The organism is Micrococcus sp. MS-ASIII-49 (assembly GCF_000946635.1).
GTDB lineage: Bacteria > Actinomycetota > Actinomycetes > Actinomycetales > Micrococcaceae > Micrococcus > Micrococcus luteus.
Map to the genome: position 1 here is coordinate 1 of NZ_JXSP01000149.1, position 24,691 is coordinate 24,691.

Consider the following 24,691-nt stretch of genomic DNA (forward strand, 5'->3'; position numbering starts at 1 on the left):
CAGAACTCAATGGCCCTTGACACTCAAGCGGCTCTCCTCCCACGTGCGCTCAGAGTCGATGAGGTGGCGCCCCACCACGGGTGGGCGCTGCGACATCCGCTCGTCCTCGGAGGGAGGTCCGCGCATGGGCCTCGCCCACGCACACCACTGCCCTCTGTACCGTCCGCTGCGCCCGCCCACCACCAGCTGCGCCCGGACACGGTCGAACGTACCGGCACCGGGCCGGAATCCTCCGCCTGCGTGCCCACCCCGGCAGGGAAAGACCGGCGCCAGACGCCTCAGCGGGTCGCCGCCGCAGGCCGAGGCGCACCGTGCACCTGCAAGCTGTGGGACACGGGCCGACCCCCTAGCGGTGGCGCGCGGAGCTCTGACGGCCTCACGGTGAAGCCGGACCTGTCGTCGCGTGTGAGAGCGGGGCCGGGTGGGGTGCACCGACCTGCGACTCAGCGACCGCCCGGCACACCCGCCTGTCCCGGACCGAGGCGCGGGAGGACGAACCGGCCTGCCACCGCGACGGTGGTGGTCTCGATCGGGCGAGCATCTGCGAGGCCCAGCGACGCGAGGTGTCGGCGATGGGGGGGGGCGGGACACGACGACCACCGTCGGCCCCCTACCCCGGTGGTGACGCTCCCCGGGCCTGGCCGGCCCCATGGCTGTCAGCGGCCTCATGCCCTCCTGCCACACGACGCGGCGGTCTCCGCTCGCCCGGAGCGGCGGGTGAGCGCCGCGCGGTCGCCGACACCGGCACGGGCAGTCGTGCGGCCCACTCCCCGGCCGTGCAGGGGTCAGGGCATCGCCGCCCGACCCCTCTGGGCGGCTGCCGACGCCCGCGCCGACGTCGGGTGGCCTGCCCAGCGCCGCTGCGCGGCACGCGCGCTCATGGTGCACGGCTCCCGCTTCCCCCGACGCGGCGAGACAGGTCGTGGAGTTCCGTCGCCGCGGTGTACGTCGAGCGGAAGGCCGGCTGCTACAACGGCGGGCTGGCCGTACTCAGCTCCCAGGGAAACGCCGCAGGCCGGACCCCCGAGGGGATCCGGCCTGCGGCGTGGGAACGACGGCCGGGTCAGTGGGCGTACTTGCCCCGAGAGAACTCGTAGACCCACCCGAAGGTGAAGTAGGCGGCGGCGACGATGCCGATGATGAAGACCCACCAGCCGACGGCCAGGCCGGTCACGATGATCGCGCAGCCCAGGCCGAGGCCCAGGGGCCACCAGCTCCAGGGAGCGAAGGTGCCGTAGGTGCCGGCGTACTCGACGATCTGACCGTCCTCGTCATCTGCAGGGCCGACGCCGTATTTGTGCTCGGCGGCCCGCAGGTACCAGGCGATCATCCAGGACATCCCGCCCACGGCGTAGATGGCCGGGATGCCTGCCCACTCGGTCCACTCGACCCAGAACCCGTAGAGGGTGGCGGCTGCGATGAAGAACAGGCCGATGATCCAGAAGATGTTGGCTGCGACCTTCACTGGGCGACCTTCTCTCCGAAGGCCTCAGACGTGTTCTGAGGCGAGTGCGGGAAGAGCTCCGGGTGGTGCAGATCCAGCGCCGGACGCTCGGAGCGGATGCGCGGCAGGGAGTGGAAGTTGTGCCGCGGCGGCGGGCACGAAGTGGTCCACTCGAGCGAGGCGCCGAAGCCCCACGGGTCGTCCACGGTGACCTTCTTGCCATAGCGCGAGGTGATGTAGACGTTCCAGAAGAACGGGATCAGCGACGCGCCGAGAACGAAGGAGAACACCGAGGAGAACGCGTTCATCGCCTGGAAGCTGTCCTCCACCATGTAGTCCGCGTAGCGACGGGGCATGCCGATGACACCGAGCCAGTGCTGGATCAGGAACGTGCCGTGGAAGCCCACGAACAGCATCCAGAACTGGATCTTGCCGAGACGCTCGTTCAGCATCTTGCCGGTGAACTTCGGCCACCAGAAGAAGAAGCCGGCGAACATCGCGAACACCACGGTGCCGAAGACGACGTAGTGGAAGTGCGCCACGACGAAGTACGTGTCGGACACCTGGAAGTCCAGGGGCGGCGACGCCAGGATGACGCCGGTCAGGCCACCGAACAGGAAGGTGACCATGAAGCCGAGCGTCCACAGCATCGGGGTCTCGAAGGTGATCGAACCGCGCCACATGGTGCCGATCCAGTTCACGAACTTCACGCCGGTCGGGACCGCGATGAGCATGGTCATCACGGAGAAGAACGGCAGGAGCACGGCGCCGGTCACGTACATGTGGTGCGCCCACACCGTCACGGAGAGCGCGGCGATCGCCGTCGTCGCGAACACGATGGACTTGTAGCCGAAGATCGGCTTGCGGGAGAACACCGGGATGATCTCCGACACGACGCCGAAGAACGGCAGGGCGATGATGTACACCTCGGGGTGGCCGAAGAACCAGAAGAGGTGCTGCCACAGGATGGCGCCGCCGTTCTCCGGGTTGAAGATGTGGCCGCCGAAGCGACGGTCCAGGCCCAGCGCGAAGAGCGCGGAGGCGAACGGCGGGAACGCCACCATGATCAGGATGCCGGTGATGAGCGTGTTCCAGGTGAAGATCGGCATGCGCCACATCGTCATGCCAGGAGCACGCATCGTCAGGATCGTGGTGATGAAGTTGACGCCGCCCATGATCGTGCCGAAGCCCTGGAGGACCAGACCGAACACCCAGAGGTCACCGCCGACGCCCGGCGAGTACGTGGTGTTGGAGAGCGGGGCGTAGGCGAACCAGCCGAACGAGGCCGCACCCTGCGGGGTGAGGAAGCCGGCGGTCGCGATGAGCGAGCCGAACAGGAAGAACCAGAACGCCAAGGCGTTCAGACGCGGGAAGGACACGTCCGGAGCACCGATCTGCAGCGGCACCAGCACGTTGGCGAAGCCCGTGAAGAGCGGGGTCGCGAACATGAGCAGCATGAGCGTGCCGTGCATGGTGAACAGCTGGTTGTACTGCTCCTTCGTCTGCAGGATCTGCATGCCGGGCTCGAAGAGCTCCGCGCGGATCATGAGGGCCATGACGCCGCCGATGCAGAAGAAGACGAAGGACGTGATCAGGTACATGTACCCGAGCACCTTGTGGTCGGTCGTCGTCAGCCAGCTGACGACGATCTTGCCCAGCGAACGGGGCACCACACGAGGCTGCGCCTGTGAGCGCACCTCATCCGTTGCGTACTCGTAAGTGGTCATCAGTGGCTACCTCCACCGCGGGGGGTCTGGAGATCGCGCTCCATCGTCCCGGCGCCGTCAGGGTTGTTGTTGGGATTGCGGCTGTACTCGTCGCCCACCTGACCCGGCTCCATCTCCTCGAGGCGCTGGACGAACTCCGCCTCGTCGACGACCTCCACGTTGAAGAGCATCTCGGAGTGGGACTCGCCGCACAGCTCGGCGCACTTGCCGTCGTAGCTGCCCAGCTCCTGGGGGGTCAGGTACAGGTGGTTGGTCTTGCCGGGCACCATGTCACGCTTCTGGAGGAACTGCGGGATCCAGAAGGAGTGGGCCACGTCACGGGACTTCAGCTCGAAGTGCACCGGCACGTCGTTCGGCAGGTACAGGACCGGAAGGGTGTCACGCACGCCCTCGGTGCCGTCCAGCTGGGCCTGGATGCCGGAGTAGTGGGCCTCGATGACCTCGCCGTTCTCCTGCTCGTAGGAGTAGTTGAAGTCCCAGGACCACTGCTTGCCGTACACGGTGACGGTCAGCGGCGAGTCGTCCACGGGGCGGTCGACCTCGGTCTGGACGCGGTCGGTGAAGCCCCAGAAAGTGAAGACCATCAGGATCGGGATGGCCGTGAACATGGTCTCGAGCGGCACGTTGTAGGCCGTCTGCTTCGGGAAGCCCTGGTCGTTCTTGCGGCGGCGGTACGCCACCATGCACCAGATCATGGCGCCCCAGGCCAGCAGACCGACGACCATGGCCGCGATCCAGGAGTTCACCCACAGGTCGGTGAGCTGGGCGTTGTGGTTGGTGGTGTCCCGGGTGCCGGGGTACCAGCCGCGCTGGACCTCTGCCGAACAGCCGGTCAGCACCAGGAGCGCCGTGGTGCCCACGGCACCGGCGGTCCAGCGGCGGCGGGTCCGACGTCCGGCGTCATTCTGTGCTCTCACAGACGGCCTTCCTCTTCATCTCGTGTGCGAGGGGCGTCCCCGCTCCCCCGGCGATTCGGCGGCTTCTCGCAGCGTCCTCGCAGGGAGCACGGGTATGCCCTGATGATTCAGAGCCAGTCTAAGCCGAAACACGCGGATTCTCCGCACCGTGACACGTGCCGATCGTGTCTGGGAGTCGGGTCCGAGCATCCTGGGCGCGGTGCCCGGGCACGACGACGGCGGGCCGGCCGAGGCCGACCCGCCGGTTCGCGGTCCGTGGCGCTCCGGGCGCCCGCAGATCAGTGGAAGGAGTCGCCGCAGGCGCACGAGCCGCCTGCGTTGGGGTTGTCGATCGTGAAGCCCTGCTTCGAGATGGTGTCCTCGAAGTCGATGGTCGCGCCCATGAGGTAGGGCACGCTCATCTTGTCGACGATCACCTCGACCCCGTCGTAGTCACGGACGGTGTCGCCGTCGAGGACGCGCTCGTCGAAGTAGAGCTGGTAGATCAGGCCCGAGCAGCCGCCCGGCTGCACGGCGACGCGCAGCCGCAGGTCCGTGCGGCCCTCCTGCTCGAGCAGCGAGCGCACCTTGCCGGCCGCCACGTCGGTCAGCTCGACCTCGTGCGGGGGCAGGCCCTCGGCGTCCTGGGTCGCGCCGATCTCGACGCCGGTCTCCTCTGCGGACAGAGCCATCGTGACCTCCTCAGATCATGGGGCGCGGACGGGGCCGTCACGCGCGTGTGGTCTCCCGGACAACACTAGCCGCCCACGGGGCATTCCCGGCCCGCCGCACCGACGGGCCGGGCGGCACTCACGCGGACAGCCGCGCGAGCCAGAGCGCCTCGGCCACGACGGCCCGCTTGAAGTCGTCGATGTGCAGCGACTCGTTGGCCGAGTGCGCCCGCGTGTCCGGGTCCTCCACGCCCGTGATGAGGAGGGTGGCCTCCGGGAAGACCTCGGCGAGGTCCGCGGTGAACGGGATGGAGCCGCCCATGCCGATCGCCCGGGGCTCGACGCCCCAGGCGTCCTCCAGGGCGGCCATCATCGCGGCCGTGGCGGGGGCCGAGGTGTCCGTCGTGAACGGCTGGCCGAACTCCCCCGCGGTGACCGTGATCTCCGCGCCGAGCACCGCCGCGGACTGCGCCTCCAGGTGGGTGCGCAGCGCCTCGAAGGCCTCCGCGGGGTCCATGCCGGGGCCCAGGCGCAGCGAGAACTTCGCGCGCGCGGCGGGCTGGATCGTGTTCGAGGACTCCGCGACCGAGGGCGCGTCGATCCCGATGATGCTCAGCGCGGGAGCGTTCCACAGCCGGTCCGCGACCGGGCCGCGGCCGGCCAGGGTCACCCCGTCCAGCACGCCCGCGTCCGCACGGAAGACGTCCTCGGGGTAGTCCAGGCCCGCGGTCTGCCGCGGCTCGAGGCCGGGCACGGCGACCGCGCCGTCCGCGTCGTGGAGCGTGGCGATCAGCCGCGAGAGCAGGACGACGGCGTCCAGGACCGGCCCGCCGAACATGCCGGAGTGCACGGCGTGGTCGAGCACCCGGACGGTCACCGTGCCGTCCACCAGCCCACGCAGGGAGGTGGTCAGCGCTGGCTCCCCCACGGCCCAGTTGGACGAGTCCGCGACCACGATCGCGTCGGCGTCGAGGCGCGCCCGGTGCTTCTCCAGGAAGGTGCGGAAGGTGGGCGAGCCGGCCTCCTCCTCGCCCTCGATGAAGACGCGGACGCCGACGCCGGCGTCGGGCAGGACGTCCCGCAGGGCGGCGAGGGCGGCGAGGTGGACCATGATGCCGGCCTTGTCGTCGGCGGCGCCGCGGCCGTACAGCCGCCCGCCGCGCTCGGTGGCCACGAGCGGCGGGGTGTCCCAGAGGTCCTCGTCCCCGATCGGCTGCACGTCGTGATGGGCATACAACAAGACGGTGGGCTTGTCAGAGGCGCCGGGCTTCTCGCCGATCACCGCCGGCCCACCGGGCCGGTCGTCGTCGCGGGTCTCGGTCACGATCTCCACCTCCTGCAGGCCCGCCTCGCGCAGCAGGCCCGCGACGGCCTCGGCGGACCGCTCGAGCTGGGTGCGGTCCGCGGAGTCCCAGGCGATGCCCGGGATCGCCACGAGGTCGGTGAGGGTCTGGAGGGTCGTCGGGAAACGGGCCTCGACGGCCTCACGGACGGCGGAGACGAGGGCCGCGTCCTGCGGCGCACGGGAGGTGATGTCAGTCATGACGGCCAGCGTAGACGGCGGCCGAGCCGAGGGCCGCGCCTCCGGGCGGGCCGGACGCGCCCCACCACTAGACTGGAGGGGTGTTCAAGCGAGACAAGACCCCCGAGACCGCGCCCGCCCCCTCGACTCACGGCTCCTCGGCCGCTCCCGCCGAGGGCGCCGCCGTGGCCGAGGCCGGGCCGCGCGACCGCTCGCAGGGCAAGAAGGGCCCGACTCCGCGGCGCCGCGACCAGGAGGCCGCGCGCCGTCGCACCCTGGTCCCCGAGGATCGCAAGGCGGCCCGCAAGGCCGAGCGTCAGGCGATGGCCCAGGAGCGGATGCGCCAGCGCGCCGCGCTGGAGACCGGGGACGAGCGCGGCCTCCCGGCGCGCGACAAGGGACCGCAGAAGCGCTGGGTCCGTGACTACGTGGACGCACGCACCGGCATCGGCGAGTGGCTCATGCCCGTCGTCTTCGCCTACGTCCTGCTCATGTTCATCCCCGGCCGCGAGGCGCAGCTGATCCTGATGATCAGCCTGTACGTCCTCGTGGCCCTCGTGCTCATCGAGAGCTTCCTGGTCAGCCGGCACATCAAGAAGGGCCTCACGGAGCGCTTCGGCACGCCGGAGTCCGGGACCGGCTTCTACGGCATCATGCGGGCCCTGCAGTTCCGCCGCCTGCGTCTGCCCAAGCCCCAGGTCAAGCGGGGCGAGTACCCCGCCTGACACGACACCGCGCCACGGCCCGGACCCCGGTGGGTCCGGGCCGTCGCGTCCCCGGCGAGCAGACCGTCAGCCCCGCAGGGACCGGGCCAGCCCGGCGGTGATCCGGCCGGCCCAGAACGGGCCCTCGTAGAGGAACGCGGTGTAGCCCTGGACGAGGTCCGCGCCCGCGTCGAGCCGGGCCTGGACGTCGTCGGCGTCCGTCACCCCGCCCACGCTGACGACGGCGGTGCCCGTCGGCAGCGCCGCCCGCAGGACCTCCAGCACCCGCATCGACCGCTCCTGGAGCGGGGCGCCGGACAGGCCGCCCGCGCCCAGGGCGTCCACGTCGGCACGCGGGGTGCGCAGACCCTCCCGGGAGACGGTCGTGTTGGTCGCGATGACGCCGTCGAGCCCGAGGCGCTCGGCGAGCGCCCCGACGGCGCGCACGTCGTCGTCCGCCAGGTCCGGGGCGATCTTCACGGTCAGCGGCACGCGACGGTCCGGGACCGCACGGTCGGCCTCCTCGCGCACCGCCGTGAGGATCGGCTCCAGCGCGTCGATCTCCTGCAGCTGGCGCAGCCCCGGCGTGTTCGGCGAGGACACGTTGACCGTCAGGTAGTCGGCGTGGGGCGCGAGCAGGCGGGTCGAGGCCCGGTAGTCGTCCGCCGCGTCCTCGAGGGGGACCACCTTGGTCTTGCCGATGTTCACGCCCAGGACCGGCCGGGCCGGGCCGAAGCGGCGCTCCAGTGTCTGCCGGGTCCGCGCCAGGCGGGGGGCGACGGCCGCCGCGCCGTCGTTGTTGAAGCCCATGCGGTTGACCAGCGCCCGGTCGTCCACGAGACGGAACAGTCGCGGCTGCGGGTTGCCGGGCTGCGGCTGCGCCGTGATCGTGCCGACCTCGATGTGGCCGAACCCGAGGTCGGCCAGAGCGGCGGTCCCCCGGCCGTCCTTGTCGAACCCCGCGGCCAGGCCGAAGGGCGTCGGGAACCGCAGGCCCATGACCGTGCGCGCGAGCATCGGGTCCGGGCGGAAGGCGGCGCGCAGGGCGGCGGACGCCCCGGTGCGCTCGACCAGCCGGATCGCGTCGAAGCCCCGATGGTGCGCCCGCTCCGCGTCCATGCCGCCGAACACGGCACGGAAGAAGGGCGGGTACAGGCGAGGCGCACGGGAGGTCAGGAGGCCGTCGACGGCGGACTTGGGATCAGGCAGCTGCATGCCCCCATCCTCGCACGGGCCTCCCGCCCGTCCGGGGTCCTCCTAGAGTGGTCGGATGGCCCGTGACCCGCTCCAGCCGCCGCCCCCGGACCCCTCCGCCCCGCACGGCGCACCCGCCGGCGGACCGACGGAGGAGGACACCCGCCCGTTCCTCGACGATCCGCCGGGCCTGGGCTGGGTCCCGGACGGGCTGCCGGGCTTCGAACGATGCACCCTCGGCCTCGACACCGATGAACAAGGACAGAACCTTGTCACAGTGGTGCGTCCGCGCACCGACGCCCCCCGTGACCCGGCCCGGCGGCCCATCCTCTCGGTGCACGGCTGGAGCGACTACTTCTACAACGCCCCGCTCGCCCACGCGTTCGAGGCCGCCGGCTACGCCTTCCACGCCGTCGACCTCCGCCACTACGGCCGCTCGCTGCGCGCGGGACAGACGCCCGGCTGGACGGACGACCTGACCCGCTACGACGCGGACCTCGAGGCCGCGTTCGAGACCATCGCCCAGGATCATCCGCTGCCGCCCATCCTCATGGGGCACTCCACCGGCGGGCTGATCGCCGCGCTGTGGGCGGACCGGAATCCCGGCCGCCTCGCCGCGCTCGTGCTCAACAGCCCGTGGCTGGAGATGCAGGGCAGCGCGGGGGTGCGCCTGCTGGCGAAGTCCATCGTGGGGCCCGTCTCCGCCATGAAGCCCTACGCCGTGCTCACACTGCCGCGCATCGACCACTACTGGCGCACCCTCTCGGACCAGGCCGAGGGCGAATGGGACCTGCACCCGCTCTGGCGTCCCCCGCACGCGTTCGAGGTGCCGGCCGCCTGGCTGAGCGCGGTCCTCTCGGGGCACCGGGCCGTGGCCGGGCGGCTCGACGTCACCGTGCCGATCCTCGTGCTCGTCTCCGCGCGCGGGCATCGGGGCACGTCCTACGCCGAGGCGATGCTGACCTCGGACATCGTCCTGGACCCCGACGCCATGGCCCGCCGCTCCCTGCGGCTCGGCGACCGGGTGACCGTCCACCGGCTCCCCGACGCGCTGCACGACGTGTTCGCCTCCCCCGCGTCGGTGCGCGAGGCGGCCGGTGCCGCGACGCTCACGTGGCTGGGGGCCTACGCGCCGCCGTCGGCGTCCGAGGCCGAGTCCGGCGCGCCGGACGACGGCGCCGGCTGAGGGGTGTCCACGGCGCCGCCGTAGCGGCGGTCCCGTCGGGCGTAGGTCTCGACGGCGGCCCACAGGGTCCGCCGGTCGACGTCCGGCCACAGCACGTCCAGGAACAGCAGCTCCGCGTAGGCGGACTGCCACAGCAGATAGTTGGACAGGCGCTGCTCCCCCGAGGTCCGCAGGAACAGGTCCACGTCCGGGACGACGTCGACGTCCTGACCCGTGCGGAAGCCGCGGTCGAGGTAGCGGGTGATGACGTCCTCGCTGATCTCCCCCGGCCGCATCCGGCCGGCCCGGACCTCTTCGGCGATCGCCTGGACGCCGTCCAGGATCTCGGCCCGGCTGCCGTAGTTCACGCACATGTGCAGGGTGGTGCCGGTGTTGTGGCGAGTGAGCTCCTCGGCCTCCTGCAGCTCCCGGATCACGGGGGTCCAGAGGCGCGGGGCCCGCCCGTTCCACCGGATCCGCACGTTCCACGAGTGCAGGGTGTCCCGCTGCCGGCGCAGCACGTCCCGGGAGAAGCCCATGAGGAAGCGCACCTCCTCCGCCGAGCGCCGCCAGTTCTCCGTGGAGAACGCGTACGCGGACACGTGGCCGATCCCCAGCTCCACCGCCCCGGCGACGACGTCCAGCAGCGCCGCCTCGCCGGCCCGATGGCCCTCGGTGCGCGGCAGGCCGCGCTGGTTGGCCCACCGTCCGTTGCCGTCCATCACGATCGCCACATGCCGGGGCACGAAACGCGGGTCGATCCGCGGGGCGACCGCACCCGAGGGGTGCGGCGGCGGGGACTGCGGGGCTCGGTCGGCGCTCATGGTCTCCTCTCGACGCGCGGGGCGGGGAGGCCGAGGTCCTGGTCCAGGACGGACAGGGACACCAGGCGCCGCTCGGCGTGGAACTGCAGGTACGCGGCCACGATACCGGCCGCCTCGCGGCGGGCGGGGGCCCCGGAGGCGTCCGCGGTGGCCCAGTCCCCCGCCGCGAGGGCCGAGAGCAGGTCGAAGGTCTCCGGGGCCGGGTGCGCGGCACCGGGTGGCCTGCATTCGGGACAGACGGCCCCGCCGAGGCCCACGTGCAGCGCCGTGTGCGGGCCGGGGGCGCCGCAGCGGGCGCACCGGTCGAAGGTGGGGGCCCAGCCGGCCTGGGCGAGCGCGCGCAGCAGGAACGAGTGCAGGATCAGGCGTGGGTCGTGCGCACCGCGGGCCAGCGCGGCCAGCGCGCCGTGGAAGAGGCGGTACTGGGCGCGCCGACCGTCGTCGTCCACCGCGGGGACCCGCTCGACGGCCTCGGCGAGGGCGCCGGCGACGGTGTAGGCGTCGTAGTCGGCGGCCAGCATCGTCGCGTACGGGTGCAGCAGCTGCGCCTGGCTCACGGTGTGCAGCTCGCCCCGGCCGCGCGCGAGCTGGAGCGTGGAGTGCATGAACGGCTCCACCACCGAGCCCAGCCGGGAGGACGTCTTGCGCACCCCCTTGGCCACGGCCCGGACCAGGCCGTGCTCGGGGGTGAGCGCCTCGACGATGCGATCGGCCTCCCCCAGACGGTGGGTGCGCAGCACGATGGCCTCGGTGCGGAACGAGTTCGCCGCGTAGCCGCCGTGCCGCGCACCCCGCCAAGAGGAGCCGGAGCCGCTCACGCGCGCAGGGCGCGGTTCACCGCGGACACCACGGCCTTCAGCGAGGCGGTGGTGGTGTTGTGGTCCAGGCCGACGCCCCAGAGGACACGGTCGCCCACGGCCGCCTCCACGTAGGCGGCGGCCATGGCCGCGCCGCCCTCGGACAGTGCGTGCTCGGAGTAGTCGAGCACGCGGACGTCCACGCCCTCCTCGCCGAGGATGCGCAGGAACGCGTCGATCGGGCCGTTGCCCTGCGCCGCGCGGGTCTGCGTGACGCCGTCGACCTCGAGCTCGGCCTCCATCCGGAACGCGCCGTCCTCGCCGGAGGCCGAGGAGACCGAGCGGAGCCGGTAGCGGCCCCACTGCGCCTCCGCCGCGTCGGCGGGCAGGTACTCGTCCTGGAACACGCGCCACAGGTCGGCGCCGGAGACCTCGCCGCCCTGGGCGTCGGCCAGATCCTGGATGACGTGGGAGAACTCGATCTGCGCGCGGCGCGGCAGGTCCAGGTTGTGCTCGGACTTGAGCAGGTAGGCGACGCCGCCCTTGCCGGACTGCGAGTTCACGCGGATGACGGCTTCGTACGAGCGGCCGATGTCCTTCGGGTCGATGGGCAGGTACGGCACGGCCCACGGGATGCCGTCCACGTCCGTGCCGGCCGCCTTCGCGTCGACCTCCATGGCCTCGAAGCCCTTCTTGATGGCGTCCTGGTGGGAGCCGGAGAAGGCCGTGAAGACGAGGTCGCCGCCCCACGGCGAGCGCTCGGGCACGGCCAGCTGGTTGCAGTACTCGACCGTGCGCTTGATGTGGTCCATGTCGGAGAAGTCGATCATGGGGTCGACGCCCTGCGAGTACAGGTTCATGCCCAGCGTCACCAGGTCGACGTTGCCGGTGCGCTCGCCGTTGCCGAACAGGCATCCCTCGATGCGGTCCGCCCCGGCCAGGCAGCCCAGCTCGGCGGCGGCCACGCCCGTGCCGCGGTCGTTGTGCGGGTGCAGGGAGAGGATGAGCGAGTCGCGGTGCTCCAGGTTGCGGTGCATCCACTCGATCGAGTCGGCGTACACGTTCGGGGTGGACATCTCCACCGTCGCCGGCAGGTTCAGGATCATCTTGCGGTCGGTGGAGGCCTCCAGGACCGTGGCCACCTCGTCCGAGATGCGCCGGGCGAACTCGAGCTCGGTGCCCGTGTAGGACTCGGGCGAGTACTCGTAGGTGATCTGCGTGCCCTTGAGCTGCTCCTCGAACTTCTTCACCAGGCGCGCGCCGGAGGTCGCGATGTCCACGATCCCGTCCTCGTCCTGCCGGAACACCACGCGGCGCTGCAGCACCGACGTCGAGTTGTACAGGTGCACGATGGCCCGGTCGGCGCCCTCGAGCGCCTCGAAGGTGCGCTCGATCAGGTGCTCACGGGACTGGGTGAGGACCTGGATGGTGACGTCGTCCGGGATGTGGTCGCCCTCGATGAGCTGGCGGACGAAGTCGTAGTCGGTCTGCGAGGCGGAGGGGAAGCCGACCTCGATCTCCTTGAAGCCCATGCCGACGAGCAGCTGGAACATGCGCAGCTTGCGCTCGGGGCCCATGGGGTCGATCAGGGCCTGGTTGCCGTCGCGCAGGTCCACGGCGCACCACAGCGGCGCCTTCTCGATGACCTTGTCCGGCCAGGTGCGGTCCGGCAGGGCGACCTCGATCTGGTCCTGGAACGGGACGTACTTGTGGAACTTCATCCCCGACGACTTCTGCAGGTGGGCGCTCATGCGTGTTCTCCCTCGACGTGCGCGCGGCGGGCGCGCGAAAGGTGGGTGGTCGGTGGCCGGACCGGGAGGTCAGGGGCTCCGCACGGGGTGTCCGGTCCGGTGGGAGGCGTCCTGCCTCCGCATGCGCTCAGGCGGCGTGGATCACGGCCTGGCACGGGGACCCCGTGCGGCCGGGAAGTAGCAGGCGGGCCGTGGCCGGCGCTGTCGTCGCGAGGCGGAGGGACATGCCCCCGACCCTAGCACCGAGGTGGGCCGGGCCACAGGAGGCCGTCCCCGTGTGACGCACGACGACGGCGGCCCGCTCCGGCGCGTGCGCGCCCGGGCCGGGGCCTCGGGCTCAGAAGCCGAGTCGGCCGAGCTGTTTGGGGTCGCGCTGCCACTCCTTGGCGACCTTGACCCGCAGGTCCAGGTGCACCTTGGTGCCGAGCATGCGCTCGATGCCCGCCCGCGCCTGCGCGCCGATCTCACGCAGCCGGGAGCCGCCCTTGCCGATGATGATGCCCTTCTGGCTGTCCCGCTCGACGAAGACGTTCGCCCACACGTCCATGAGGGGCCGATCCGCGGGGCGGTCCTCGCGCAGGGACATCTCCTCGACCATCACGGCCACCGAGTGCGGCAGCTCGTCGCGCACGCCCTCCAGGGCCGCCTCCCGGATGAGCTCGGCGACCATGACCGCCTCCGGCTCGTCCGTGAGCTCGCCGTCGGGGTACAGGGGCGGCCCGGCCGGCAGCAGGCCCGCGAAGACGCCCAGGACGTCGTCGACCTGGCGGCCGGCCACCGCCGAGACCGGCACGACGGCCGCGAAGCCCTCCCCGCCGTTCTCCGGCCCGAGGACCTCGTCGCCCAGCGCGGTCACGGCCACGAGCTGCGCCATGAGCTGCTCCGGGCCCACCTTGTCCGTCTTCGTCACCACGGCGACCACCGGGGTGCGGTGCAGGTAGGAGAGCTGCTGGGCGATGAACCGGTCGCCCGGGCCGATCGCCTCGTCGGCCGGCAGGCACATGCCCACGGCGTCGACCTCGTTGAGCGTCTCCGCCACGAGGTCGTTGAGGCGCTCGCCGAGCAGGGTGCGGGGACGGTGCAGACCCGGGGTGTCCACGAGCACGAGCTGGAAGTCCTCGCGGTGCACGATCCCGCGGATGGTGTGGCGCGTGGTCTGCGGCTTGGAGGAGGTGATCGCCACCTTCTCCCCCACCAGCGCGTTGGTGAGCGTGGACTTGCCGGCGTTCGGCCGGCCCACGAGCGAGACGAAGCCGGAACGGAAGCCGTCCGCGGCGCGGGCCGGATCGACGAGATCGGTCATGGGGTCATCCTTGTCAGGCGGGGCGTGGGGTGGGGCGGCCGGCTCAGGCCACGGGGTCGGCGGGCGTGGCGCCGTGGGCCTGCTCCTCGCGCCGGCGCAGCCGCACCGGGCGGTCGGGGGTCTCGGAGACGCGCAGGCGCGCGACCCGGTTGCGGCGGGGCTCGAGGGTGTCCGCGACGAGCTCGATCCCCTGGACCACGACGCGCGAGCCCTGGATCGGGACGCGGCCGAGCTCCTTGGCGAGGAGGCCGCCGACCGTGTCGACGTCGTCGTCCTCGTCCTCCTCCGGCAGCTCGAACTCCTCCCGGAAGTCGTGGATGCCCATGCGCGCGTCGACGGAGTAGACGCCGGGCGCGACGAACTCCACCTCGGGGCGGTCCGGGTGGTCGTCCTCGTCGTAGATCTCCCCGACGATCTCCTCGATGAGGTCCTCGAGGGTCACGAGCCCCGCCGTGCCGCCGTACTCGTCCACCACCACGGCCACGTGGGTGGACTCGCGCTGCAGCTCCTGCAGGAGGGTGGCCACGGACTTCGACTCGGGGACGAAGCGGACGTCGCGCATGACCTCGGTGACGGGGGTGTCGGTCGCAGCGCCGTCGTGGTGCAGGGCGCGGGTGACGTCCTTGAGGTGCAGCATGCCCCGGATGTCGTCGGCGTCCTCGCCGATCACCGGGATGCGGGAGTTGCCGGAGCGCAGGAACAGGGCCATGGCCTGCCCGAGCGTGTGGTCGGCGTCGATCGTGACGACGTCGGTGCGCGGCACCATGACGGAGCGGACGATGGTGTCGTTCATGGAGAACACCGACTGGATCAGCTCCGCCTCGGAGTCGGCGAGCACGTCCGCGTCGTGGGCGCGGGCGACGAACTCGCGCAGGTGGCGCTCCTGGAAGTCGTCCTCGTCCTCCGGCTCGACCTCGCGACGGCGCCGGTCCCGGTCCAGGCGGGCGGCGAGCGGGCCCAGGGCCCGGCGGAGCACCCACACGAGGCCGCCCAGGCGGCGGGCGACGGCGGCCTCGTTGCGGGAGCCGATCGGCCGCGGGCTCCAGACGCCCAGCAGGGCGGCCACGCCCACGAGCACGACCGCGGCGATCGCCACGGCGAGCCACGTGTCGTCCACCACCGCGTCGGCGGCCGCGGTCAGGCAGACGGCCGACAGGGCCTCGGCCACGAAGCGCCAGACCCGCAGGGCGCCGAGGTGGCTCTCCCGCTCGCGGGCGATCTCCAGGACCTTGGAGCCGGGCCGCTCGCGGACGATGTCCTCCGCGTCCCGCCGGGAGAGGTAGGAGAACGCGGACTCGGCCAGGGACAGCGTCCAGGTCAGGCCGAGGAAGACCAGGAAGAGGGCGAAGAGGACGGCGGGTGTCAGCATGGGCGGTGCCGTCAATCCTCGACGGTGGGGGCCGGGGCGGGCCGGCCGAGGACCTCGGAGACGAGCCGATCCTGGAGCGTGAACATCTCCTCGCGCTCGGCGTCCTCGACGTGGTCGTACCCGAGCAGGTGGAGCATGCCGTGGGTGAGCAGCAGGAGCAGCTCGTCGTCACGGGAGTGCCCGCCGCGCGCCGCCTGCTCGGCGGCGACCTCGGGGCAGAGCACGACGTCGCCGAGCACGCCCTCGGCCGGCGCCTCGGGCGAGCCGGGGGTCAGCTCGTCCATGGGCAGGCTCATCACGTCGGTGGGCCCGGGCAGGTCCATCCACTCCTCGTGCAGCTCGGCCATGCGTGCGGCGTCCACGACGGTCACGGCCGTCTCGGCGCGCTCGTGGACGTGCAGGCGCGCGTACACGTGCCGGGCCATGCGCAGCAGCGCGTCCTCGGGGACCTCGATCCCCGACTCGTTCAGGATCTCAACGGCCACGGCGGGCCCCTCCTCGCTTCTGGGACCGCTCCGCGGGGCCGCGGGCGGCGTCGTAGGCGTCCACGATGGCGCTCACCAGCGAGTGCCGGACCACGTCCGAGGAGTCGAAGCGGACCATCTCCAGTCCCTCGATCCCCTCGAGCACCTCGACGGCCTGGGCCAGGCCGGACTGGGTGCCGCGCGGCAGGTCCACCTGCGAGGTGTCGCCCGTGACGACCATGCGCGCACCGAAGCCGAGGCGGGTCAGGAACATCTTCATCTGCTCGCCGGTGGTGTTCTGGGCCTCGTCGAGGATCACGAACGCGTCGTTCAGGGTGCGGCCGCGCATGTACGCCAGCGGGGCGACCTCGATGGTCCCGGCCTCCATCAGCCGCGGGATCGACTCGGGCTCGATCATGTCGTGCAGCGCGTCGTACAGGGGGCGCAGGTACGGGTCGATCTTCTCGGAGAGCCCGCCGGGCAGGAAGCCGAGCCGTTCGCCGGCCTCGACGGCCGGGCGGGTGAGGATGATCCGGTTGACCTCCTTGGCCTGCAGCGCCTGCACCGCCTTGGCCATCGCCAGGTAGGTCTTGCCGGTGCCGGCCGGGCCGATGCCGAAGACGACGGTGGAGCGGTCGATCGCCTCCACGTAGTCCTGCTGGTGCAGGGTCTTCGCGCGGATGCGGCGGCCCCGGCCCGAGAGGATCGAGTCCAGGTGCAGCTGACCCGCGCCGCGCCCGGTGGCGGCGTCGCGGACGTGGTGGACGACCTGGCCCATCACCTCGGGGGTGACGGCCTGGTCGCGGCGGGCGATCGAGCGCAGGTCCTCGACGACGCGCCGCACCGTGGCCACCTCGGCCACCGGCCCGGCCAGGTCCAGCCGCTGGTCGCGGACCGTGACGTCCACGGTGGGGAACACGCCGCCGAGGATCCGCAGCAGGGCGTCCTGCGGACCGAGCGTGCGGACCATGAGGTCGGCGGACTCGAACGCGACCCCCTCGTGCGCGGTGGCGGGCGGGGTCGGGGTCGTGGGGGGCACGGTCACGATGGGGCGGATCACCTCGGGGTCGCGGGGGCGGGACATCCCGACCAGTCTAGGCGTCGGCGCGCCGTCCTGCCGGGGCTCACCAGCGGCCGAGCCGGTGCTGGAGCACGGCGAGGGCGGCGGGGCCGGCCGTGGAGGCGCGCAGCACGTGCGGGCCGAGCCGCACCGGCACGGCCCCCGCGGCCACGCAGGCCTCGAGCTCGGCCGGGCCGATCCCGCCCTCGGGGCCCACGACGACGGCGATCTCGGCGGCCGCGGAGAGTCGCTCCGCGGGCACCGCGGACACCCCGTGGTCCGCGTCCTCGTGCAGCACGAGGACGAGCCGGCCGCCGTCGTCGTCCCGGGCCAGCCCGGCGACCGCCGTCCCGGAGACGTGGTCTCGGACCGCGGGCACCCGGGTGCGACGCGCCTGCTTGGCGGCCGCGCGGGCCGTGTCCGCCCACTTCCGGCGGGCCTTGGCGGCCTTGGGGCCCTTCCAGCGGACGATCGAGCGCTCCGCCTCCCAGGGCACCACGGCGTCCACGCCGAGCTCGACGGCGGCCTGGACCGCCATGAGGTCCCGGTCGCCCTTGGCGAGGGCCTGGACGAGCACGAGCGCCGGGGCGGGCGCCGGCTCCTCCGCCACCGCGTCCAGCCGCACGGACACCGCGTCCGGGGCGGCCGCGAGCACGGTGCCGTGGCCGAGCGTGCCCGACCCGTCGGCCAGGAGCACGGCCTCCCCGGGGGCCAGGCGCATGGCCGCGGCGGCGTGCCGGGCCTCGGGGCCGCCGAAGACGACCTCCGCGCCGGCGCTCGCGCCGGCCAGGGTGCCCGGCTCGAGGTGGAACAGGGGGGCGGTCACAGGTTCCTCAGGTTCTCCCGCAGCCGGGCGAACATGCCCTTGGCCTGGGGTGCGCCGTGCACGACCTCCTCGCCGCGCACCTCGGCCAGGCGCTCCAGGAGCTGGCGCTGCTCGTCGTCCAGGTCGGTGGGCGTGGTGACCACCACGTCCACCTTGAGGTCGCCACGGCCCTGCCCGCGCAGGCGGCCGACGCCCAGGCCGTGGAGGACCTCGACGTGGCCGGACTGCACACCCGGGTCCAGGCTGACGGACTGCTTGCCGTCCAGGGTGTCCAGCGTGACGGTGGTCCCCAGGGCCGCGGCGGCCATGGGGACGGTCACGGTGGTGGCCAGGTGGTCGCCCTCGCGGCGGAAGGTCTCGTCCGGGCGGACCGCGATCTCCACGTAGAGGTCGCCGTTCGGGCCGCCGCCCGGGCCGGCCTCGCCGCGGCCGGCGAGGTGGATGCGGGTGCCGTCGTCCACGCCCGCGGGGATGCGCAGGGTCAGCGGCGTCCGGGTGCGGACCCGGCCCTGCCCGTCGCACTCGTGGCAGGGCGTCGGGATGACGGTGCCGAACCCCTGGCAGGCGGGGCAGGCCTCGGTGGCCATGACGGTGCCCAGCAGCGACCGCACGGGGCGCTGGATCATGCCGTGGCCGTGGCAGGTCTGGCAGGTCTCCGGCTGGGTGCCGGGCTCGCAGCACGAGCCCTCGCACCGCTCGCAGCGCACGGCCGTGTCCAGCTCGATCGTCTGCTCGCCGCCGAAGACGGCGTCGCGCAGGTCGATCCGCGCGGTCACCAGGGCGTCCTGGCCGCGGCGGGCGCGGCTGGCGGGGCCGCCGCGGCCGCCCTGGCCGGCGGCGTTCATGAAGGTCTCGAAGATGTCGGCGAAGCCCCCGAAGCCGCCCGCCCCGCCGAAGCCGCCCGGGAAGCCGGCCTGGCCGTTCTCATTGCCCGTCGTGTCGTAGGCCCGGCGCCGGCCCTCGTCCGAGAGCACCTCGTAGGCGTGGGAGATGCGCTTGAACTGCTCGGCCGCCTCCGGGTCGGGGTTGACGTCCGGGTGGTGGGTGCGCGCGAGCTTGCGGTAGGCGCGGCGGATCTCCTCGGTGCTGGCGTCACGGCTGACGCCGAGCGTCTCGTAGTGGTCGGTCACGGTGGGGATTCCTCTCGGGGAGAGCGGGACGTGGGGCGATGCGGGACGGGGCCCGCCGGGACGCGCGGAGGCGCGTCAGGTGGTCAGGATGCGGGAGAGATAGCGGGCGATCGCCCGGACGGCGGCCATCGTGCCCGGATAGTCCATCCGGGTCGGACCGATGACGCCGAGCTTCGCCACGGCGCCGGGGCCGTAGGCGGCCGCGACCACCGAGGTGTCCGCGAGCGATCCGGCGTTCTCGGACCCGATCCGCACGGACACCCCGTGGGCGTCCTGCTCCATCTCCGTGAGCAGGCGCAGCAGCACCACCTGCTCCTCGAGTGCCTCCAGGATCGGCCCGATGGACGCGCCGAAGTCCCCCGGGGAGCGGGCCAGGTTGGCGGTGCCGGCGAGGACGATGCGGTCCTGCCGGCCGGCCTCGAGCAGGTCCTGGACGGCCGCGGCCACGAGGGCCGCGGACGGCCGGTGCTCCGGGCGGACCCGGGTGACGACGTCGTCCACCACGGCGGCCGCCTGCACCGGACCGAGCCCCAGCAGGGCGTCCAGCAGGAGGCCGCGGAGCACGGACAGCTCCGCCTCGTCGACCGGCCGGTCCAGGACGGCGTGCCGCTGGTCCACCCGTCCCGTGGACAGGATGAGGACCACGAGCAGGCGCGTGGGTGTGAGGGAGACCAGTTCGAGGTGGCGGATCGTGGAGCCGTCCTCGTGGGGGAACTGCGCGACGGCGACCTGCTGGGTCAGCTGGGCCAGGAGGCGCACCGTGGACTCCATCATGTGCTCGGTGTCCGTCTCCGGGTCCAGCAGGGTCCGTACGGCCCGGCGCTCGGCCGGGGACAGCGGCTTCACCTCGGAGAGGCGGTCGACGAACACGCGGTAGCCCTTGTCCGTGGGGACGCGCCCGGCGGAGGTGTGCGGGGCCACGATGAGGCCCTCCTCCTCGAGCGCCGCCATGTCGTTGCGCACGGTCGCGGAGGACACGCCCAGGGCGTGCCGTTCCACGAGCGCCTTGGAGCCCACGGGCTCGCGCAGGGCCACGTAGTCCTCCACGATCGCCTGGAGCACCTGCAGGCGGCGGGGCTGCTCCGACATCTCGGTCCTCCTCTGGTCCGTCGGGATCCGGGGCGACCCCGGAGGTGCCCCTGACTGGCACTCCGGCGGGTCAAGTGCCAATGCTACCGTCCGACCCGGGGGACGACCCGACCGGCCCGCACGGCTTCGCTCACGGTGATCGCCCGGCCCCGTTGCTACCGTGCTCTCCCATGGACTGGAGCAGCTGGGGCCCCGCGGGCCACGACGACCTGACGCGCCGCCCCGCCCGGACCGTCCCCGATGTGCCCGCCGCCCCCGGCACGGTGGTCGAGGACGTGGCCTCCGGGTTCACCGGGGCCGTGATCGGCATCGAGCGCTCCGGCGGCGTGCACGTGGTGGTCCTGGAGGACCGCCGCGGCGTGCGCCGCGGCTTCCCCCTCGGCGGCGGCTTCTGGATCGACGGCGAGCCCGTGACCCTGGTCCCCCCGACCGCCGCGGCCCCGGCGGCGCCGGCCCGCACCGCCTCCGGCTCGCGACGGGTCGAGGGGGCGCGCGCCCGCACCGCCCGCGCCTCACGCATCTGGGTGGAGGGCGTGCACGACGCCGAGCTGGTGGAGAAGGTGTGGGGCGAGGACCTGCGCCTCGAGGGCATCGTCGTGGAGCCCCTGCACGGCGTGGACGACCTCGCCGGGGCGATCCGTGCGTTCGCCCCCGGTCCGCGGCGCCGGCTCGGGATCCTCGTGGACCATCTCGTCACCGGGTCCAAGGAGGAGCGCCTCGCGGCCGAGGCCATGCGCGTGCCGGGGGCCGCGGGCAACGTGCTCATCCTCGGTCACCCCTACGTGGACGTCTGGCAGGTCATCAAGCCCTCCGTCCTCGGCATCCCCGCGTGGCCCGTCGTGCCGAAGGGGCAGGACTGGAAGACGGGGATCCTGCGGGGACTGGGCTGGCCGCACGGGAGCAAGGAGGCCACGGGGCTGGGGTGGAAGCGGCTGCTCTCCCACGTCACCACGTACGCGGACCTCGAGCCGTCCCTGCTGGGCCGCGTGGAGGAGCTCATCGACTTCCTCACCGCCGCACCCGAGCACTGATCTCGGCGCGGCCCCCGCCCGCCCGCGCTATGCTGGCCCATGCCCTGCGCCCGGTCCCCGGCGCGCGGGTCCCGCGATCCAGGAGGAGCCCCTCGTGAACACCCGCGCGCAGCCCGACGCCGGCCGCACCGGCCACGGCCCGCCCGCCTGGCTCGTCTCGGCCGGCGGCCGCGGCGCCCCGCTCACGGCGAAGCAGGACCGTGACCGCGCGGCGCTGGCCCACCTCAGTCTGGCGTTCGGCGTGCTCGGCCCGCTGGTCGTGTGGCTGCTCTACCGCGACCGCGGCCCGTTCACCTCGCAGGAGTCGCGCGAGGCCCTGAACTTCTCCGGGCCGCCCACGCTCATCACGCTCCTGTTCTTCTTCCTGTCCCTGCTGCCGGTGGTCGGCCCGATCTTCGCGATCCTCGGCGCGCTCACGTGGGCCGCCATGGCGGTCTACGGCGTGATGGGCGCCTCGCACGTGTCCAAGGGCCGTCCGTTCCGGTACCCGTTCAACCTGCGCATCCTGCGCTGACCCGGGGCCGGCCGGTCAGAAGCCGGCCAGCGCCCGGACGATCGCGTCGTTGCGCAGCCGCCCCTCGAGCGTGGGGACGATGCGCCCGTCGACGGCGGCGCGCCCGTCCAGCAGGCCCGCGGCGATGAGTTCGGCGATCGCCCCGCGGGTCCGCGCGGCCTCCCCCGGCGTCTCCGAGACGAGCTCCGCGGTCGGGAGGCCGTCCACCGTGCGCACCGCGAGCATGATGCGCTCGAGGCGCCGCGCGTCGGCGTCGGGCCGCTCGCGGCCGACGGCGGGGGTGACCCCCGTGGCCAGCCGCTGCGCGTAGGCGGCGGGGTGCTTGGCGTTCCAGAACCGGACCCCGGCGAGGTGCGAGTGCGCGCCCGGGCCGATCCCCCACCAGTCCTGGTCCTCCCAGTACGCCATGTTGTGCCGCGCACGGTGGACGCCGGACCCCTGCGGGTCGCGCGCCCAGTTGGACACCTCGTACCAGCGGTAGCCGGCGGCGCCGAGCAGCTCCTCGGCGAGCAGGTACTTGTCCGCCTGGTCGTCGGGGTCCACGTCCGCCACCTCGCCGCGGGCCACCTGGGCCCCGAGCTTGGTGCCCTCCTCCACGATCAGCGAGTACGCGCTCACGTGGTCCGGGGCCAGGACGACGGCGGCCTCGAGCGTGGCCCGCCAGTCGGCGAGGGACTCCCCCGCGGTCCCGTAGATCAGGTCCAGGGACACCTCCAGGCCGGCCTCGCGGGCCGCGGCGACGGCGGCGGGGACGGACTCGGGCCGATGGGTGCGCTCGAGCGTGGCGAGCACGTGCGGCACCGCGGACTGCATGCCCAGGGAGAGGCGGGTGAAGCCGCCGGCCGCGAGCTGGCGTGCGTACTCCGGGGTGATCGTGTCCGGGTTGGCCTCGGTGGTCACCTCCGCGCCGGGCGCGATCCCGAACCGGTCCACCGCCGCCTGGAGGATGCGCACGAGGTCCGCGGCCGGCAGGAGCGTGGGCGTGCCGCCGCCGAAGAACACCGTGTGCAGCGGGCGGGCGGGCACGTCCGAGGACGCGAGCACGTCGGCGGCGAAGTCCAGCTCCGTGACGGCCGACTCCCAGTAGTCGCCGCGACCCGCGCCGGGGCCGAGGTCGACGGCCGTGTACGTGTTGAAGTCGCAGTAGCCGCAGCGCACCGTGCAGAACGGCACGTGGACGTACAGGCTGAAGGTGCGCGCCGCGCCGTCGCGGGCGGCCGCGCGCACCCGCTGCCCGACGTCGGCCGGCAGCCGGCCGTCGTCGGGGACGGGCTCGCCGAGGGGCAGGGCGGGCACTTACTTCTTCGCGGCCTGGTCGGCGCCGGCGCCGTCCGAGGACAGGGCGGCGATGAAGGCCTCCTGCGGGACCTCCACCCGGCCGACCATCTTCATGCGCTTCTTGCCCTCCTTCTGCTTCTCGAGCAGCTTGCGCTTGCGGGAGATGTCGCCGCCGTAGCACTTGGAGAGCACGTCCTTGCGGATCGCGCGGATGTTCTCGCGGGCGATGATGCGCGAGCCGATGGCGGCCTGGATCGGCACCTCGTACTGCTGGCGCGGGATCAGCTCCTTGAGCTTGCCCGTCATCATCACGCCGTACGCGTAGGCGTTGTCCCTGTGGGTGATCGAGGAGAACGCGTCCACCTGTTCGCCCTGGAGCAGGATGTCCACCTTGACGAGGTCGGCGACCTGGTCGCCGTCGGCCTTCCAGTCCAGCGAGGCGTACCCCTTGGTGCGGGACTTGAGCTGATCGAAGAAGTCGAACACGATCTCGGCCAGCGGGATCCAGTAGCGGATCTCCACGCGTTCCTCGGAGAGGTAGTCCATGCCCTTGAGGTTGCCGCGCTTGGCCTGGCACAGCTCCATGACGGCGCCGATGAACTCCGCCGGCACGATGATCGTGGCCGAGGCCATGGGCTCGCGCACCTCGAGGATCTTGCCCTCGGGGAACTCGGAGGGGTTGGTCACGGTGACGACCTCACGGTCCTCCCGGGTGACCTCGTAGACCACGTTGGGCGCGGTGGAGATGAGGTCGAGGTCGAACTCGCGCTCGAGGCGCTCGCGCACGATCTCCAGATGCAGCAGACCGAGGAAGCCGACGCGGAAGCCGAAGCCCAGCGCGACCGAGGTCTCCGGCTCGTAGACGAGCGCGGCGTCGTTGAGCTTGAGCTTGTCCAGGGCGTCACGCAGCACGGGATAGTCCGAGCCGTCGATGGGGTACAGGCCCGAGAACACCATGGGCTTGGGGTCCTCATACCCACCGAGGGACTGCTCCGCCGGGTGGGCGTGGTTGGTGACCGTGTCGCCCACCTTGGACTGACGCACGTCCTTCACGCCGGTGATGAGGTAGCCCACCTCGCCCGCGGCCAGGCCCTTGGTGGGCACGGGCTCCGGGGAGGAGACGCCGATCTCGAGGAGCTCGTAGGTGGTGCCCGTGGACATCATGCGGACCTTCTCCCGCGGGGAGAGCCGGCCGTCCACGACGCGCACGTACGTGACGACGCCCCGGTAGGTGTCGTACACGGAGTCGAAGATCATCGCGCGGGCCGGGGCGTCCGCGTCGCCCTCCGGGCCGGGGACGGCGCGGACCACGCGGTCCAGCAGCTCCTCGACGCCGACGCCCGTCTTGCCGGAGACGCGCAGCACGTCCTCGGGCTCGCAGCCGATCAGGGAGGCCAGCTCGGCCGCGTAGCGGTCCGGATCCGCGGCGGGCAGGTCGATCTTGTTGAGCACGGGGATGATCTCCAGCTCGTGCTCCATGGCGAGGTAGAGGTTCGCCAGGGTCTGGGCCTCGATGCCCTGGGCGGCGTCCACCAGCAGGATCGCGCCCTCGCATGCGGCCAGCGAGCGGGAGACCTCATAGGTGAAGTCCACGTGCCCGGGGGTGTCGATCATGTTCAGGGCGTAGTCCACCCCGTCCACGGACCAGGGCATGCGCACGGCCTGGGACTTGATGGTGATGCCGCGCTCACGCTCGATGTCCATGCGGTCCAGGTACTGGGCCTTCATGTCGCGGGGCTGCACGACGCCGGTGGCCTGCAGCATGCGGTCCGCCAGCGTGGACTTGCCGTGGTCGATGTGGGCGATGATGCAGAAGTTGCGGATCACCGAGGGGTCGGTGGCAGCGGGCACCGGGGGGTTCGACGCCAGGGGCGACACGGGCACTTCCTCTACGGGTGACGGGGACGGGACTCTGACCGCCTAGTCTCTCAT

Annotated in this window: 22 protein-coding genes; 4 read left to right on the top strand and 18 right to left on the bottom strand. The window is 72.6% G+C overall.

Annotated features, from left to right (window positions below; translation table 11 throughout):
- Positions 1-1,063 precede the first annotated feature (1,063 nt).
- The 5 genes from SJ20_RS09800 to SJ20_RS09820 all read right to left on the bottom strand — a co-directional run bounded on the left by SJ20_RS09800 (position 1,064) and on the right by SJ20_RS09820 (position 6,281).
- On the bottom strand, positions 1,064-1,465 hold the full coding sequence (locus tag SJ20_RS09800) for a cytochrome c oxidase subunit 4 (RefSeq protein ID WP_002854636.1): 402 nt from the start codon (positions 1,463-1,465) through the stop codon (positions 1,064-1,066).
- Entirely contained in the window at positions 1,462-3,171 is a 1,710-nt protein-coding gene (gene ctaD / locus SJ20_RS09805) for a cytochrome c oxidase subunit I (protein ID WP_044659794.1), read from the bottom strand. The genes SJ20_RS09800 and ctaD overlap by 4 nt, the downstream gene beginning before the upstream one ends.
- Positions 3,171-4,031 (bottom strand): cytochrome c oxidase subunit II, encoded by an 861-nt coding sequence (gene coxB / locus SJ20_RS09810; protein WP_082067641.1) that lies wholly within the window; start codon positions 4,029-4,031, stop codon positions 3,171-3,173. The genes ctaD and coxB overlap by 1 nt, the downstream gene beginning before the upstream one ends.
- 335 nt (positions 4,032-4,366) lie before the next feature.
- The gene (erpA, locus tag SJ20_RS09815; protein ID WP_002854644.1) at positions 4,367-4,759 is read right to left on the bottom strand and encodes an iron-sulfur cluster insertion protein ErpA; all 393 of its coding nucleotides are present in this window, start codon (positions 4,757-4,759) and stop codon (positions 4,367-4,369) included.
- A gap of 118 nt (positions 4,760-4,877) precedes the next feature.
- Positions 4,878-6,281, bottom strand: a complete 1,404-nt coding sequence (locus tag SJ20_RS09820; RefSeq protein ID WP_044659796.1) for a dipeptidase — start codon at positions 6,279-6,281, stop codon at positions 4,878-4,880.
- Positions 6,282-6,361: 80 nt separating this feature from the next.
- Between SJ20_RS09820 and SJ20_RS09825 the strand changes: the two genes are divergently transcribed.
- Positions 6,362-6,985 carry a DUF3043 domain-containing protein gene (locus SJ20_RS09825; protein ID WP_036336545.1) on the top strand — a complete coding sequence of 208 codons (624 nt, stop codon included), beginning with the start codon at positions 6,362-6,364 and terminating at the stop codon, positions 6,983-6,985.
- Between the two features lie 66 nt (positions 6,986-7,051).
- Here SJ20_RS09825 and SJ20_RS09830 read toward each other — a convergent pair whose 3' ends face one another.
- Positions 7,052-8,179 (bottom strand): quinone-dependent dihydroorotate dehydrogenase, encoded by a 1,128-nt coding sequence (locus tag SJ20_RS09830; RefSeq protein ID WP_044659797.1) that lies wholly within the window; start codon positions 8,177-8,179, stop codon positions 7,052-7,054.
- A gap of 55 nt (positions 8,180-8,234) precedes the next feature.
- Between SJ20_RS09830 and SJ20_RS09835 the strand changes: the two genes are divergently transcribed.
- Positions 8,235-9,344: an alpha/beta hydrolase gene (locus tag SJ20_RS09835; RefSeq protein WP_036336547.1), complete on the top strand. Its 1,110-nt coding sequence runs from the start codon at positions 8,235-8,237 to the stop codon at positions 9,342-9,344.
- Here SJ20_RS09835 and SJ20_RS09840 read toward each other — a convergent pair.
- From SJ20_RS09840 to hrcA, 10 genes are all read right to left on the bottom strand, one after another.
- Complete coding sequence (locus SJ20_RS09840; RefSeq protein WP_036336549.1) at positions 9,284-10,147, bottom strand: isoprenyl transferase; 864 nt, start codon at positions 10,145-10,147, stop codon at positions 9,284-9,286. The genes SJ20_RS09835 and SJ20_RS09840 overlap by 61 nt on opposite strands.
- Positions 10,144-10,965 (bottom strand): DNA repair protein RecO, encoded by an 822-nt coding sequence (recO, locus tag SJ20_RS09845; protein WP_036336551.1) that lies wholly within the window; start codon positions 10,963-10,965, stop codon positions 10,144-10,146. The genes SJ20_RS09840 and recO overlap by 4 nt, the downstream gene beginning before the upstream one ends.
- The gene (gene leuA, locus SJ20_RS09850; RefSeq protein ID WP_036336553.1) at positions 10,962-12,695 is read right to left on the bottom strand and encodes a 2-isopropylmalate synthase; all 1,734 of its coding nucleotides are present in this window, start codon (positions 12,693-12,695) and stop codon (positions 10,962-10,964) included. Before leuA ends, recO begins: the two co-directional genes overlap by 4 nt.
- 337 nt (positions 12,696-13,032) lie before the next feature.
- Entirely contained in the window at positions 13,033-13,998 is a 966-nt protein-coding gene (gene era, locus SJ20_RS09855; protein WP_041103742.1) for a GTPase Era, read from the bottom strand.
- 43 nt (positions 13,999-14,041) lie between these two features.
- Positions 14,042-15,367 (bottom strand): hemolysin family protein, encoded by a 1,326-nt coding sequence (locus SJ20_RS09860; protein WP_044659798.1) that lies wholly within the window; start codon positions 15,365-15,367, stop codon positions 14,042-14,044.
- Between the two features lie 11 nt (positions 15,368-15,378).
- A complete protein-coding gene (gene ybeY / locus SJ20_RS09865; RefSeq protein ID WP_010078622.1) occupies positions 15,379-15,852 on the bottom strand; it encodes an rRNA maturation RNase YbeY in 474 nt (157 codons plus the stop codon).
- Positions 15,842-16,915 (bottom strand): PhoH family protein, encoded by a 1,074-nt coding sequence (locus SJ20_RS09870; protein ID WP_036336560.1) that lies wholly within the window; start codon positions 16,913-16,915, stop codon positions 15,842-15,844. Before SJ20_RS09870 ends, ybeY begins: the two co-directional genes overlap by 11 nt.
- 40 nt (positions 16,916-16,955) lie before the next feature.
- Positions 16,956-17,717, bottom strand: coding sequence for a 16S rRNA (uracil(1498)-N(3))-methyltransferase (locus SJ20_RS09875; RefSeq protein ID WP_044659799.1), 762 nt, complete (start codon positions 17,715-17,717; stop codon positions 16,956-16,958).
- Positions 17,714-18,847: a molecular chaperone DnaJ gene (dnaJ, locus tag SJ20_RS09880; RefSeq protein ID WP_044659800.1), complete on the bottom strand. Its 1,134-nt coding sequence runs from the start codon at positions 18,845-18,847 to the stop codon at positions 17,714-17,716. Before dnaJ ends, SJ20_RS09875 begins: the two co-directional genes overlap by 4 nt.
- Before the next feature lie 75 nt (positions 18,848-18,922).
- On the bottom strand, positions 18,923-19,936 hold the full coding sequence (gene hrcA, locus SJ20_RS09885) for a heat-inducible transcriptional repressor HrcA (RefSeq protein ID WP_002854678.1): 1,014 nt from the start codon (positions 19,934-19,936) through the stop codon (positions 18,923-18,925).
- Between the two features lie 170 nt (positions 19,937-20,106).
- Here hrcA and SJ20_RS09890 point away from each other — a divergent pair, with 170 nt between their 5' ends.
- A complete protein-coding gene (locus tag SJ20_RS09890) occupies positions 20,107-20,967 on the top strand; it encodes a DUF3097 family protein (protein ID WP_044659801.1) in 861 nt (286 codons plus the stop codon).
- Between the two features lie 94 nt (positions 20,968-21,061).
- Positions 21,062-21,481, top strand: a complete 420-nt coding sequence (locus SJ20_RS09895; RefSeq protein WP_002854682.1) for a DUF4870 domain-containing protein — start codon at positions 21,062-21,064, stop codon at positions 21,479-21,481.
- 15 nt (positions 21,482-21,496) lie between these two features.
- Here SJ20_RS09895 and hemW read toward each other — a convergent pair whose 3' ends face one another.
- Both hemW and lepA read right to left on the bottom strand, forming a co-directional pair.
- Positions 21,497-22,777, bottom strand: coding sequence for a radical SAM family heme chaperone HemW (hemW, locus tag SJ20_RS09900; protein ID WP_044659802.1), 1,281 nt, complete (start codon positions 22,775-22,777; stop codon positions 21,497-21,499).
- Positions 22,778-24,637 carry a translation elongation factor 4 gene (gene lepA / locus SJ20_RS09905; RefSeq protein ID WP_044659803.1) on the bottom strand — a complete coding sequence of 620 codons (1,860 nt, stop codon included), beginning with the start codon at positions 24,635-24,637 and terminating at the stop codon, positions 22,778-22,780.
- Positions 24,638-24,691: the final 54 nt, after the last annotated feature.